Below are 15,232 nucleotides of genomic sequence, written 5' to 3'. Positions count from 1 at the left end.
AAAATCGTTTACCGGGGAATTCATTCCCGCTCCTGCTTTATATGAGAAACATTCTTTGAAACCCGAACCTGCCGTAAACGTCTCTGACTTTTTTTCACTATGGTGAAATGCAGATTATCAAATCGTATTTCCTCGTTCTGTTCCGGGATGTGTCCGGTGAGTTTTGCCAAGAATCCGCCAATGGTCTCGTATTCCGGATCATCCGGTATTTCAACAACAAACTTTTCGTTAAAATCTGTGATATTCATTTTCGCATTTACCAGTGAAGAACCATCGGTAGATTGTTCTACATCTTTGAGCACTTCATCATATTCATCATGAATTTCACCGACTATTTCCTCAAGAATATCTTCCATCGTAACGATGCCTTCCGTTCCTCCGAATTCATCCACAACAACTGCCATGTGCAGCTTACGTTCCTGTAATTCTCTCATCAACTGACTTATCTTCATAGCCCCCGGAACAAAGTAAGCCGGACGAATAATATCTTGTAATACTATCAGGTCTCTGTGCTCGAGTAAACTGATCAGGTCTTTTGTATAAATCAGACCGATGATATTATCAATTGAGTCTTTATACACGGGCATCCTTGAGTATCCTTCTTCCGTGACAACTTGTATAAGTTTTTCGCGTGAGGTATCAATGTTTATTGCGATCACATCGGTACGTGGAAGCATTATCTCTTTAGCAGTAGTATTCGAAAATTCGAATATACTTGTAATAAGTTCTTGTTCAGTCTTGTTGAATACTCCACTTTTCGTTCCCTCATCGACAATGATTTGTAATTCTTCAGGTGAGTGTAGTAATTCTGTGGCGCTTGCTTGAGGAATGCCAAAAAGTCGTAAAAGAAAATTTGCCGCTCCGTTTAAAAGCCAAATAACCGGTTGAAATAACCTGTAAAATAATTGAAGTGGAAATGAAACAACTAGAGTTGTTGCTTCAGGGTATCTGATTGCCAGCGACTTCGGTGCCAATTCACCAAGAATTATATGTAGAAATGTTAAAATCCCGAAACTAATGGCGAATGAAAACGCGTGTATAGCTTTCTCACTAACAATACCGATGTTTATAAAAGTATCTCTCATCATATCGGCAAGTAACGGTTCACCTACCCATCCCAGACCAAGACTTGATAATGTAATTCCAAGCTGCGTTGCTGAAAGATATGCATCGAGGTGATCAACTATGCTCTTGGCTAGTGTAGCGCGTCTGTGCCCGGTCTTAATTTTTTGGATGAGCTGGCTCGAGCGAACTTTAACAATTGCAAATTCTGCCGCGACAAAGAAACCGTTGGCGAATACGAGAAGGAAAATGAAAAGAATATTACCGATTACTTGAGTGAGCATCGCAATAGATTGGTTTATTTGGCAATTTCAATATTTATTACAGAATTCATGGATGAAATTTACAACAAAGTGGGATATTAATCAAATGAAGCGATAATTTTATTAAAGTAATAAAAACATGGATTTTAGAAGAATTTAATAATATCAGTTGACTTTCATACATAAAATAAATACTTTAAGCTTGGTAGAAGCACAAGTGCTCTTATGTTATACATTAGGATTTTCAAAGAGGGTTTAAAAAAATACTTAATGCCTGCTCACAGAAATTCACAATTAAATAAATCAGAAGTATATCTGGAGGTATTATGAAGCGGTTGGGATTTATAGTTTTATTCACCATCATTTTCTTATTTATCATATCATTTGCATTGTCAAGTGATGATCCTTCAAAAAAAATATATTTAAAACATTTTTCTCCATTAGAGATCGAAAGAATACCTGATCCGGATGTACCAAAGGATCGGCCTAAAATGATATCTTCAAGGTTATTAAATTGGAAATCGGGAAGTTTCGAAAAAAGTACACCGATAAGTGACATTTCCATTCCTCAAGGGATGACGCTCAGCGGATTATCGGGTACCTACCAAATACCAGGCGATTTCATAAATATCTCGAGTGCAATAGCTGTCTTGAATTATGTGGGACTTTCTGACAACGCAATATTCGAACTTGTAAATACCAGTTATACAGAATACGATATGCCTGCTTTTACCGGAATCTATTCCGGTTCTGGAACTTATAATCTTACAATTCAACCTGCGGCAGGTTTAAATGTGAATATCGATTTTATCTCTACAATTGCAGACGGCAAAGGATTTGTGTTTGACGGTGCAAAGAATATTACAATAGGTGGAAGTAATAATAGCGGCGCCTCTCTTACGATTGGATTCGGAATGGGCGACTTCCCAACAAATGATCCATTCGGTGCAACATTTTTCATCTCTAATGGCTCTGAAAATATTTCGATAAAAAACGCAGCTATTCATGGGAATATAAACAATACTATCTGGATAAATCAAACTGACGGCAGACCGGCCATATTTATTTGGACAGCAGATTCCAGTAGTAGTTTTAATAAATCAATTACTTTTGATAATTGCGTAATAACCAGCGCGACATATGCTTTCAAAGTTCTAACAGAAGGAAATTCAATTTCAACGAATGGATTAACAATCAACAATTGTAAAATCGGCGGAGCATTTGGTGAGAAGGTAGTTATTGGAGGATTATTTGAGTTTTGTTCGAATATCAATTTCAACAATAACATAATCGATGGTGTTGAATATTTAAAAACTTATTGGGATAACGGAGTAACTGAATACGACATTGATAAAGCGTTTTTAACCAATGAGAGCTTTATTTATTTCTTTGGCCAATCAACCGGATCACATTTCCTGATCGTCGATTCCTGCACAATCTCTAATAATATATTTCGGAACATATCAACCAATACAGTAAACAATGATGGTATTAGTTTATATGGTTTCCGAGTTTACAATGATTACGGTGCGGTCAGCATTTTCAATAATAGAATATATAATTTGACTAATGATGACGGAAGCGGTGTAATAATTGGATATCGAGGTACTAATACTAATTTTTATCATAATTCAATTCGGTTGACCGGTACAAATTCTAACTCACCCACCACAACTTGCCTGTCTGTCAATCGAACCACATCACTAACTTCTAATATTTACAACAACGCACTTTCAAATGAGATTATTCAACCTGATATGGCTAAAGTGAGAGGTCTGAATGCCGGCACTACTATTAACAACAACGCAATTTTTTCTGCCGGTTATCCGACCTCCTCTCATTCTACAATAACCGATGCGATAGTCGCAGGAATTAATACAAACGGAGTTTGGGGACCGATCAATTTTGATTCTGAATTACATATTACATCAGGACCTTCCTCTGCTGAGAATTGCGGGAAATCAAAAGTTCTCTTAGCTCAGGATATTGACGGTGAATTACGAGATACCACAACTGTAGGAAAACGAGACGCTGGTGCCGATGAATTTTCGAATCTGCCATTATCGTTCGGACCCGATGTGTTACCACATAAAATTGAAGTATCAATTACATCTCCGCCCATGGGAATACCCACCATCCCTATTGTGAAGGTAAAAAACAATTCATCATTGCCAACGTCGACGTTTAATGTTTTACTATCTGAACCTGTCACAGGATATACGCAAGTGGTATCAACTTCATTGCAATCATTGGAAATAAAATCACTTTCTTTCCCATCTTGGACACCACCATCATTGACTAATTATACATTTACGGCAACAACATCTCTTAGTGGGGATATCAATACAAGCAATAACAGTATTTCTAAAATTATCGTACCCGTTATGGTAGATTGTTTCCCAACTCAGTTATTCACGTTCGATGGGAGTTCACAAGGATGGACAGCCACAGGGGATTGGGTAAGAAAAAATAATTTTACAAAATTAAGTGGTCCCTATAACGGCTATTCTTGGGTAACTGAACGCCCAAATAAAACCTCTACATACACTGAAGGCGCTTACGCATCAAGTCAAGGATATGAAACAACATATCCGGGTCCCAATTTATTGATAAGTCCATGGCTTGATCCTCAATGTGTTATAGCTCCCGGTAAAATGCAGATAGCATTCGTTCATAATCTTAGAACTGAGCCCGGATGGGATTTCAGCTGGATGCAATACACAACAGATGGAGTTACATGGAAACATTTAGGTAAACTTAACGACCCGTATGGCTTGAATTGGTATAACGAATCAATATACAAAAATGCAAAAATTCCTGAAGACACATGCGATTGGCCTCCATGGTGCTTTGATCTTGGCCAAGCATTATACTCATACGGATTGATAGAAAACACGGATGACTTACCACCAGGAAGATGGACAAGTAATGGCACCAATGAGTCGACAGGACCTGAGGGCTATGTATATTCACAATTGAAGATAACTCCAACGGAATACCCAGATATCATGAATTCACATGGCGTGCGTTTTCGATATATTGCATTTTCTGATCCGGCAACCGCTCCTGATCCAGGTGGTTGGGCTTTTGATAACTTTTTTGTTTCTGGTGAGGGTACCGGTGATGGTGGAAACCTTCTTCAAGGAATTGTCTACCTTGATACGAATGGAAATGGTATAAGGGATACTGGTGAGTCGGAACAAGCAGGTGTTAAATTATATCTCGGATATCATGGAGTAGTGATTGATTCATTAATTACCGATATCAATGGTGCATATCTTAAAGATGTACAACTACCTGGAATATACAATCTAACATGCTCAACAAATGGTTACGGTTTTACCGAGCCGTTTGGTTCAAATAAATATGATATTAATTGTCCAGGCGATTGGACAACTAAATCTCAAAATTTTGGTTTGTTCATAGGTTCTATCAACGGTACTGTATTTAGCGATTGTAACAACAATGGAATAAAGGATGGCAGTGAATCCGGCACATCAGGATGGGTGATAGAAGTTCGTAAAGACTCCTCAAGCGGTGCACTAATTGCTTCCGACACAACTGACTCATTGGGGGACTATTCCATAATCATTCCTCCTTATAGTGCATATACCGTGAAAGTGATAGAGCAGCCTAGTTATGGCCGAATTACATATCCATCAATAAAATCTCATTCCGTATCATTATCCGGAAACAGCGGCGAACCTAGCGCTAATGTTCAAAATATTGATTTTGGAATATTTTATTTGGGGAAAATTTACATAAATGTTTTAGCTGATTTAAACGGTAATGGTATCAAAGATGCAGATGATAATTCACCCCCAAATTTTGGTGGTGAATCTTTGACGTATTATGTTTTTAAAAACAACATAAAAATTGGAGAATGGACCGGAAATACAACCACTTCATTTTCTCCTCTCGATACAGGTGCTTATAAATTTCAGCGTCTCTCCGCTTTACCGGTCGGATGGATTGAAACCACATCAAATGAAATTATAGTCCCAATTGATACCAGCAAGACTATTTATTATGTCAATTTCTTGTATTTTAAAAACATTAATGTGAGTGGAATCATTTTCAATGACTTAGATGGAAATGGCATTAAAAATTCAGGTGAACCTGGAATTGAAAATATTGCAATCGCCATTTCCGGACAAGGCGCTTCGAGCACGATTACCGAAGCAAATGGAGAATATATTTTCACAAACATTGGTCCCGGAAGTCACACAATTAGTGAAAATATTCCAATCGGGTGGAACCAAACAATGCCACCTCCACCTGGTGTGATTACATTTGAGGCGCTGAGTGGTCATATTCCAGTTAATAATAAATCTGAAATCAACTTTGGTAATTTTAAACTCATAAACGTTAGCGGTATCGTTTTCCGCGATAGAAATAATGATGGTGTAAAAAATAATGATGAGGAAGGAATCTCCGGTTGGCAAGTTGGATTAAGCAATGGACAAACAATATTTACCGGAATGAATGGTGAATATACTTTCTATGGAGTTGGTCCCAATCCAGATGGATTGATTATGTCTCTTCAGCCTCCGGATGGATGGAATATTACTTTCCCAATAACTTCCACCTATCCGATCGAGACTATCAGTGGTGTAGATCAGTTGAATCTTAACTTTGGTGTTTTTAAAAATACTGACAGCATCAAGTACCGCACATTTACATACGAACAATTAGCGGCTAGCGATCAATCTAAAATAATAAAATGGAAAAATGGAAAACCAATTGTATCTGCCCCAAATACTGCAAATTTATTAGATAGATTAATTAAAGTTGACGGCGCAAAATTTTTAATCGGTTTAACAGGTCAGCTAAATAATAATAACAAAGAAAAAGCTTATCTTTTTCCATCAAAACAAACAGAGATATTCAAGACCTTCAACTCAAGGGGTTTGTTGCATGATGGTTCTCCTCGTGGTTTTGACATAACAACGAGGGGAAATTCGATGCTCAAGAGATGGAAAACTATTGGCTCCGATAAAAAGAACGACCTACTTATTCCTCAATTACTTACGTTAAAAATAAATCTGATTGCGAGTGAAAAAGGATATACAGATATTGCTAATAATCTGGGAGCGCTGAGATATACATGGCCGGGTCCGTGGGGCACTGATAAAACTATTAAAGACATCTCATTATATGCAGACACAGTAATGACCAGATGGGAGGGAGTTCCATTTTGGATTTACGATTCACTTTTAAAAACTGTGAAGCGGATTAATGAGGCATTCTCCAGTCCGGTGTTGACTGACACATCAGTTGGTTGGATCGGAAGTAAATTTAAATGGCGAAGTTACCGAACAGCATACGATATACCTTTTCTGAAATCGGCTGCTGCCATGGCGAGTTTATCGGTTTATAATCCACCGGAACCATTACCAACAGAATATTCACTAAATCAAAATTATCCTAATCCTTTTAATCCAGCTACTACTCTTTCATTTGATCTTCCGGAGGCATCATTGGTAACTTTGAAAATTTATAATATACTCGGTCAGGATATTACAACTTTATTAAATCGGGAAGAATTTGATGCGGGATCTGGGTGGGAAGTTGATCTTGATGCAGGTTCCTTCCCTGCCGGTGTCTATTTCTATAGTCTGCTCGCAGAATCCAAGGCGGAAGAAGGATCTGCCAGATTTTATTCAAATGTAAAGAAGATGATTATCATAAAATAAATCTATAGTTTTTTAAAAAGAGAATACCGATTCATTTACAATGATTCGGTATTTTCTTTTATAGTCGATCTTGGAGGTCCTTCTGATGATTTAATTAATATCTCCGGTAATAGGTCTGATAACAAGTTCATCAATCACTACATCATCCGGCATTTGATAAACGGAAAGAATCGCTTCAGCCACACTTTTCGCTTTCATCATTCTGTCAGAGTATTTTTCTCTGATTTTTTTATTCCATATTTCAGTGTCCGTGGCGCCGGGGATTACATTAACAACCTTGATATTAAGGTTTCGCACTTCCTCCCGCAATACTTTCCCGAAACCGAGCATACCCGATTTAGATGCTGTATAAGCACCGGAGTTTTCATACATCTTTACGGCAACCATAGAAATGATATTAAAAATTGAACCACCCTTCCGCTCAATCATAGATGGAAGAACCGACTTTATACATGCTATGTGCCCTAAAAGATTAGTCTTTAAAATAGCATCAATTTCTTTGATTGACGTTTCAGAAATTGATTTGAATGATGTGATTCCCGCGTTATTAATTAAGACATCAACTCGACCAAATTGTTTGGCGATCTGCTTCGCCACTTTTTGGATTTCGGCAAGATTTGTTATGTCTAATGGGAAAGGGTAAGCATATCCGCCCAAACCAATTATTTCTTTCACCAAAACACTTAGTTCTTTTTTTCTTCTGGCGGAAACACACACTCTGCATCCGAGTCGTGCAAATTGTTTAGCGGTTTCTCTGCCAATACCGCTCGATGCGCCGGTAATCCAGACGACCGGTCGATATAATGCGGGAATATCTTTTTCTTCCATTCTATCCTAATTTGGAATTTATGAGTTTTAAAAACTCATTGCGGGTTCGTTCATCATCGCGAAAGGAACCTAGCATGGCACTCGTTGTGGCAACCGAATTTTGTTTTTCCACGCCGCGCATCATCATACACAAATGCCTCGCTTCAATTACAACAGCAACTCCATCCGGTTCAAGCGTTTTGAAAAGCGTATCGGCTATCTGTTGTGTCATTCGTTCCTGCACCTGAAGCCGGCGGCTGAACACTTCAACAAGACGGGGAATTTTACTCAACCCGACTATTTTCCCTGTCGGAATGTAAGCTATATGAGCTTTACCATAGAACGGCAGCAAATGATGCTCGCACATGCTGAAAAAATCGATATCCTTGACGATAACCATCTCATCGTATTTTTCAGTAAATACTGCACCGTTTAAAACTTTGTTCACGTCCTGATGGTAACCGCTGGTGAGAAATTCCCATGCTTCAGCAACGCGCTTAGGTGTTTGCGCTAAACCTTCACGCCGCGAATCTTCTCCAATCAGATTAAGCATCTCTTTAACAACTTTCTCAAGCTTCACCGGATCTCGATTATTTTTTTTCATTTACCACCTCTGTATTCAGCATAATTGTTCGGCGTTTCATAAACTTTAATCGAATAAAGTTTCCCTGCAGGAATTTTTGATGCAAGGATATTCCAAAATATTACACAGAGATTTTCAGCGGTAGGAATCACTCCTTTTAAGAAATCAACATCAATATTAAGATGTTTATGATCTACTTTGTCAAGAATTTCCCTGTCGATTATTTCGGAAAGTTTTTTCAAATCCAAAATCATTCCTGTATCTTTATCGGGTTCACCAATAACCGTTACTTCCAGTTCATAATTATGTCCGTGTCCATGTGGATACGCGCATTTACCGTAAATCTCGAAGTTCTCCTTATCGGAGAACTTCGGATTCGATAACTGATGTGAAGAACAAAAATGTTCTCTTCGGGTCAGGTAAATCATTTACTATTTCAATGCCTCGTAAACTTTACCAACGAGTTTCGCACTGGGCTTCAATGTTTTATCGCCATCTTCCCATTTCGCGGGACATGCTTCGTTTGGATGATCGGCTAAGTAAACATTTGCTTTCATCTTTCGGAGAAGTTCTTCGGCATTTCTACCGTTATTGAAATAATTAATTTCAGATCCAACGAGCATCCCTGCCGGACTGATGATGAATGTTCCGCGCAACGCCAATCCGCTTGCTTCATCGTACACACCAAACATTCTGGATACCTTACCGGTCGGGTCTGCACCCATCTGGTACTTCACATTTTTCATGAGGTGTTCAGCTTGCACCCATCCTAAATGACTGAATTTTGTATCGGTACTGACCGATATCACTTCTACACCAAGCTCTTTCAATTCTTTGTGAATATTCGCCAGGTCTGCCAACTCGGTTGGACAAACAAATGTAAAATCTGCCGGATAGAAAAAAAGAACCGTCCACTTTTTCTTTTTCTTGATTACTTCGAGTGATATTTCGCTGAAATCACCTTTGGCCGGATCATATGTTTCGAGTGTAAAATCTGGCACTGACGCGCCGATGTTCAATTGTTTATTTTCCATTATTATTCCTTCTTAATTTATTAATGATATTTATATAACTTTCAGTACTTCTTCAACATGTCCGTCTACTTTAACTTTGGGGAAGATATGAATTATTTTACCATCTTCATCGATAATGACAGTAGTTCGTTCAATTCCCATATATTTTCTCCCCATCATTGATTTCATTTTCCAAACTCCGTACGATTTCAGTACTTCTAATTTTTCATCGCTAAGCAGTGGAAATGTTAAATCATATTTCTCTTTAAATTTATTGTGCGAAGCCAATGAATCCTTGCTGATCCCCAACACAACCGCACCTTTCTTCTTCACACGCGCAAAATTATCGCGGAACGCACATGCTTCTTTTGTACAGCCGGGCGTGTCATCTTTTGGATAAAAATATAGGATCACCTTTTTACCTTTTAAATCGCTTAGCGATATTTCTTTCCCGCTTGTTGCGGGAAGTGTGAATAAAGGTGCTTTATCGTTTATCTTGAGATGCGCCATATAAATTCGTTTTTAGGTTAAATGTATTGTCGATGGTCAATAGTTAATTGTCAATTGAAAATTGACAGCTAATAATTAACACTTACATTGAAGCTAAAGCTTTATTGATTTCATCGTACGGTGGCTCTACCCCGGGATTGTCTGTAATCCATGAATATTTTACGATTCCATTTTTATCTATGATGAAAACAGCACGTTTCGATGCCGTATATCCTTTCAATCCCGCAAAGTCATAGTGAACACCGCCGTAAATTTTACTGACCTCGGAAGTATAATCGCTCAAAAGGGGGAACGATAATTTATTTTGATCGGCAAATGCTTTATTAGCAAACGGTCCATCAACACTGATCCCAACGACCTGCGCGTTTAAATTATTAAAGTTTGCCATCGCATCTCTGAACGCGCATAGTTCCTTCGTGCAAACGCCGGTGAATGCGCCCGGATAAAATGCAAGAAGAGTTTTACTTGTTAAAAATTCTGAAAGAGAACGCTCTTTTCTTTCAGTGTCAAATAATTTAAATTCAGGTGCTTTAGTTCCAGTTGTTAACAACATACATATTTCCTTTCAATAAGATAAGATAAAGTTGATAAATCGCTCAAATCATGATTCCCATGAAACATACCCATTTGATGCAGATATTACCTCAAAGATGCAGACAAAATTATTGTTATGGGTTAATTATATCAAATCCCGAATTGAATTCCAAAACCAATTAATGCTTCTTTTTAATTTTGTTTTTAAATATCTTTTCAAATTTTTCCAGCTTTGGTCGTATTACAAATTGGCAATAAGGTTTATTCGGGTTCTCATTGAAATAATTTTGATGATAATTTTCTGCTTTATAAAATTCTTTTATGGCACTTATCTCGGTGATAACCGGATTTTCAAAAGCATGCTCAGAATTCAGTTTCTTCTTATACTTTTCCGCCAACTCTTTTTGGCGCGGATTATGGTAGAAGATAACCGACCGATATTGCGTACCAACATCCGATCCTTGCCTGTTCAGAGTTGTTGGATCATGACTCGACCAGTACACTTCCAGCAATTCATCGAATGATAACATTCTTGGGTCATATTTTATCTGCGCAACTTCGGCATGACCTGTTTTGCCGGTGCAAACATCTTCGTATGTAGGATTTTTTACAGTTCCACCTGAATAACCTGACACAACCGAATACACACCTTCCAAATTCTGAAAGATTGCCTCAACACACCAGAAACAACCTGCACCAAGTGTTACTGTTTCCAATGTGTCTGATTCTCGATTTATTGCAGAATGATTCTCAGGATTTTGCATAGAACGATTTCCCGTTTTTGAACTTGATATGCCTAAAAACGTAACGATAATGATACATAATATAGAATTTAAAAAGCTGTTCGAGTGTCTCATATGAATCTGCAATTATAACAGAATAATTCCCCGAAAGGTTTCAATCTACGGTATTTTCATCCTACTCAAAGTCAGAAATTCCCGACATGCTCGATAAGTATTTTGATACCGATCGCGATCAATACAATTCCGCCAACAATCTCAATTTTTTTAGGTAATAATTTCCCTACGTGCTTTCCAAAACCAACCCCCAGGAATGAGAGAATAAATGTTATACATCCAATAATTATTATCGGCGTTACAATAGACATCTCGAGCATAGCGAAGCTTATTCCAATTGCGAATGCATCGATACTGGTTGCCACAGATAATGTAAATAGAGAATATATCGTAAGAGATTTTACATCATCTTCTTCTGATTTAATTTTTATAGATTCGTAAATCATTTTCAAACCGATTATTGTTAACAACGCAAATGCGATCCAATGATCTGCTGTCATCATTACCGATTGAAATGATCTTCCCGCTGCCCATCCTATCACAGGCATAATCGATTGAAAGAAGCCAAAGAATAATCCGATTATCAATCCATGTTGAATTCTTAAAGTGTGAATAGACAAACCCATCCCGATCGCAACAGCGACGGCATCCATAGACAAACCAAAAGCTATCAATATGATTGTGATTATGTCCAACTTTTAACCTATGAAAACAAATTAAAAATACAATCCGAACCAGATCGGTTTATTAGAAGAGAATTGAACAGCAGGCATAGGAAGATGAATAAAGTTCAGCGCTTCACCGAGTGCTTTTAAAAATTTGGTGTTATCCGGGATTATCTTTGTCATATCAATATCCGGCGCGATATAATAAACCCGGCGCGGATTAGGATCGGCGATACCCCTTGCGCCATATCCGATTGATAAGCACAAAAATGAAGGCCAGTACATTTCAACACTTTCAGGGATAAGATTATGGACTTTGAAACTAAGCCAAAATGTTTGTCCCTCATAATCATCCACCATTAAATGCTTTTGCCCTCTGAATCCTATACCTCCGGGATTACCCAGGAGAGCAGAAGGATGATAGCTGAATTTTAAATCAAAATTTTTCAACGAAGGATAATAATATTTAAGAACCGGAAGTGCGGCACCGCCGAGATCGAAAGCCCAATCCACACGGTCAAATCCCCACTTGGAAAAGCCATCCTCAATTTCAACATACGATTGAAAAAGCAATCCACCACCCGAACCAATCCAGACCGCTTTCTCTTCAGGTACATTAGCCCACTCCAGCGATTTACTCATCGTATAACCGAGAATCGCTCCTCCATAAAAATGTCCGATCTTATCCAACCACAGACCATAAACTAAATCTTCTCTGAAATGAAACGGGGCACGGTTACCCTTCCACCACCCATTTTGCTGATAGATATGTATCACAGCCATCGTAGTAAGAAAAGTGCCGCCAACTAATGCAAGACGAGTTGAATTCACTCTTTCAGTAGTGTCACTTTCGATCAGAATATTTTGGAATGTTATATCCGATGGATCAGGATGAGTCGAATAATTGTCAGAAGAAAAAGCGTTCGTTTGCCCCAGCCCCAAAATCAGCAATAGGAAAAAATAAACCGGCGATTTTATACCACTGATCATACCATCTTGAATATTTTGGACAAGATTATGATACTTTTTTCCGAAAATATTCCAAAGTTTTTTTCAGTCCTTCTATCCGGTTCACTTTTGGTTCCCATCCGAGATATTTCTTCGCCTTCGTGATATCCGGTTGCCGAATTTTCGGATCATCTTCCGGTAATTCTTTGAATATGATTTTACTGTTACTCCCTGTTAGTTCAATTATTTCTTTGGCAAGATCGATCATCGGCAGTTCATCAGGATTACCGATATTAACAGGTTCCGTAATATCGGACATCAGCAGTTTGTAGATACCGTCGATCAGATCATCAACATAACAAACACTTCTCGTCTGACTTCCATCACCAAAAACTGTTACATCTTCTCCTCTTATAGCTTGCGACATGAAAGCAGGAATCGCACGTCCATCGTTTATTCGCATCCGGGGACCATACGTGTTAAATATGCGTACGATCCGGGTATCAACATTATGAAATCGGTGATATGCCATCGTCATTGCCTCAGCAAATCTTTTTGCTTCATCGTAAACTCCGCGAAACCCGATCGGATTAACATTCCCCCAATACGATTCTTCCTGAGGATGAACCAGCGGATCGCCGTAAACTTCCGATGTTGACGCGATCAGAAAACGAGCATTTTTTTCCTTTGCCAATCCAAGCGCTTTATGTGTTCCAAGAGATCCGACTTTTAACGTTTGAATCGGAAGTTTTAAATAATCTATCGGGCTGGCAGGTGAAGCGAAATGTAAAACATTATCCACCTGTCCGTCGATGAATATGTAATTTGTTATGTCGTGTTTGACAAACGAAAATTTTTCATGACCAACGAGATGGGCAATATTCGCTGTATCACCTGTAATTAGATTATCGATACAAACTACATTATGGCCTTCGGCGAGCAATCGGTCACAAAGGTGCGAGCCAAGAAAGCCCGCACCGCCTGTAACAACCGAGACAATCTTCATTGCCATTGATTTATCCTCGACCTATTCCGAAATACTTAAATCCCTTTTTATGCATATCAATAGGATCGTAAATATTTCTTCCGTCGAAAACTACATTCCCTCTCATAAGTTTTTTCATTTTTTTGAAGTCGGGTACGCGGAACTCGTGCCACTCCGTTACAACAACGAGTGCGTCGGCATCTCTAAGCGCATCGTAATCGCGCTTCGCGTATGTTATGGTATTACCGAGATGTCGTTTTGCTTCGTGCATAGCCACAGGATCATAAGCATGAACTTTTGCTCCGGCTTTCAGTAATTCTTTGATAATTGTTACCGAAGGTGCTTCCCGCATATCATCTGTGTTCGGCTTGAAAGAAAGACCCCACACTGCAATCTTCTTATTCTTAAGATTCTTTTTGAAATGAGCGGAAATCTTTTTTGTGAATAAGAGGCGCTGTGTTTTATTCACATCAATGACTGAATTCAATATTTGAAAATTATATTTGTACTCTTCAGATGTTTTAACGAGAGCGCTTACATCTTTCGGGAAACAAGAACCGCCGTATCCGACTCCGGCAAAAAGGAATTGTGGCCCGACGCGCGGATCGCTGCCTACACCTTTGCGAACCATTTCAACATCGGCTCCAACGAGCTCACACAAATTTGCAATTTCGTTCATGAATGAGATTTTCGTCGCAAGCATGGAGTTTGCGGCATATTTTGTTAACTCGGAACTTCGTTCATCCATTACGATAAATGGTTTGCCTGTTCTGATGAATGGGGCGTAAAGTTCTTCCATCGCCTTTATAGCGCGAGGACTCCGGGTACCGACAACAATCCGGTCGGGTTTAAGAAAATCCATAACTGCGGCGCCTTCTTTTAGAAATTCAGGATTTGACACGACATCGAACGGATGTTTTGTGTATTTGCTGATTGCCTCTTTCACCCTGTCTGCAGTGCCAACAGGAACGGTGCTTTTATTCACAACTACTTTATAACCGTTCATTCCTTGTCCAATTTGTTTTGCAACGGCAAGCACGTGCTGTAGGTCTGCCGAGCCGTCTTCCATTGGCGGAGTTGGCAACGCAAGAAATATAACATCGGTCGATTTGATTGTATGGGTTATATTCGTTGTAAATGTGATTCTTTTCTCGATTATATTTTTTTTGATTAATTCTTCAAGACCGGGTTCGTAGATAGGTGACTTTGCTTTTTTAAGCATTTTTATTTTTCGCTCGTCAATGTCGGCACAGATTACATCGTTGCCGGTCTCGGCAAAACAAGTTCCAACAACAAGTCCTACATAGCCGGTTCCAATAACGCTAATTTTCATTGAATATCCTTAATGTGATTAATAATCAGTATTTTT

13 protein-coding genes are annotated in these 15,232 nt (G+C 38.7%); 1 reads left to right on the top strand and 12 read right to left on the bottom strand.

Features of this window, described 5'->3' with window-relative positions; all coding sequences use genetic code 11:
- Positions 1–20: 20 nt before the first annotated feature.
- Entirely contained in the window at positions 21–1,346 is a 1,326-nt protein-coding gene (locus tag HZB59_12805; protein MBI5022308.1) for an HlyC/CorC family transporter, read from the bottom strand.
- A 305-nt stretch (positions 1,347–1,651) separates the two neighbouring features.
- Between HZB59_12805 and HZB59_12800 the strand changes: the two genes are divergently transcribed.
- On the top strand, positions 1,652–7,021 hold the full coding sequence (locus tag HZB59_12800; GenBank protein MBI5022307.1) for a T9SS type A sorting domain-containing protein: 5,370 nt from the start codon (positions 1,652–1,654) through the stop codon (positions 7,019–7,021).
- Between the two features lie 90 nt (positions 7,022–7,111).
- On the opposite strand, the gene HZB59_12795 is transcribed toward HZB59_12800, so the two are convergent.
- The 11 genes from HZB59_12795 to HZB59_12745 form a co-directional block, all read right to left on the bottom strand.
- Positions 7,112–7,849 (bottom strand): SDR family oxidoreductase, encoded by a 738-nt coding sequence (locus HZB59_12795; GenBank protein MBI5022306.1) that lies wholly within the window; start codon positions 7,847–7,849, stop codon positions 7,112–7,114.
- Between the two features lies 1 nt (position 7,850).
- Positions 7,851–8,432 (bottom strand): GTP cyclohydrolase I FolE, encoded by a 582-nt coding sequence (gene folE / locus HZB59_12790; protein ID MBI5022305.1) that lies wholly within the window; start codon positions 8,430–8,432, stop codon positions 7,851–7,853.
- A complete protein-coding gene (locus HZB59_12785) occupies positions 8,429–8,839 on the bottom strand; it encodes a 6-carboxytetrahydropterin synthase (GenBank protein MBI5022304.1) in 411 nt (136 codons plus the stop codon). Before HZB59_12785 ends, folE begins: the two co-directional genes overlap by 4 nt.
- Before the next feature lie 3 nt (positions 8,840–8,842).
- Positions 8,843–9,445, bottom strand: a complete 603-nt coding sequence (locus tag HZB59_12780) for a redoxin domain-containing protein (GenBank protein ID MBI5022303.1) — start codon at positions 9,443–9,445, stop codon at positions 8,843–8,845.
- 30 nt (positions 9,446–9,475) lie between these two features.
- Positions 9,476–9,934, bottom strand: coding sequence for a thioredoxin-dependent thiol peroxidase (gene bcp / locus HZB59_12775; protein ID MBI5022302.1), 459 nt, complete (start codon positions 9,932–9,934; stop codon positions 9,476–9,478).
- 82 nt (positions 9,935–10,016) lie between these two features.
- Positions 10,017–10,484, bottom strand: a complete 468-nt coding sequence (locus tag HZB59_12770) for a peroxiredoxin (GenBank protein MBI5022301.1) — start codon at positions 10,482–10,484, stop codon at positions 10,017–10,019.
- Positions 10,485–10,647: 163 nt separating this feature from the next.
- Positions 10,648–11,325 (bottom strand): peptide-methionine (S)-S-oxide reductase MsrA, encoded by a 678-nt coding sequence (msrA, locus tag HZB59_12765; protein ID MBI5022300.1) that lies wholly within the window; start codon positions 11,323–11,325, stop codon positions 10,648–10,650.
- A 71-nt stretch (positions 11,326–11,396) separates the two neighbouring features.
- Entirely contained in the window at positions 11,397–11,960 is a 564-nt protein-coding gene (locus HZB59_12760; GenBank protein ID MBI5022299.1) for a manganese efflux pump, read from the bottom strand.
- A gap of 21 nt (positions 11,961–11,981) precedes the next feature.
- Positions 11,982–12,920, bottom strand: a complete 939-nt coding sequence (locus HZB59_12755; protein MBI5022298.1) for a DUF2279 domain-containing protein — start codon at positions 12,918–12,920, stop codon at positions 11,982–11,984.
- 25 nt (positions 12,921–12,945) lie between these two features.
- Complete coding sequence (locus HZB59_12750) at positions 12,946–13,890, bottom strand: SDR family oxidoreductase (GenBank protein MBI5022297.1); 945 nt, start codon at positions 13,888–13,890, stop codon at positions 12,946–12,948.
- Between the two features lie 4 nt (positions 13,891–13,894).
- The gene (locus HZB59_12745) at positions 13,895–15,196 is read right to left on the bottom strand and encodes a UDP-glucose/GDP-mannose dehydrogenase family protein (protein ID MBI5022296.1); all 1,302 of its coding nucleotides are present in this window, start codon (positions 15,194–15,196) and stop codon (positions 13,895–13,897) included.
- Between the last annotated feature and the right edge of the window lie 36 nt (positions 15,197–15,232).

This window comes from Ignavibacteriales bacterium (genome assembly GCA_016214905.1).
GTDB lineage: Bacteria > Bacteroidota > Ignavibacteria > UBA10030 > SZUA-254 > PNNN01.
The sequence above is the reverse complement of the archived record's forward strand: the minus strand, read 5'-3'. Positions and strand labels throughout refer to the sequence as shown.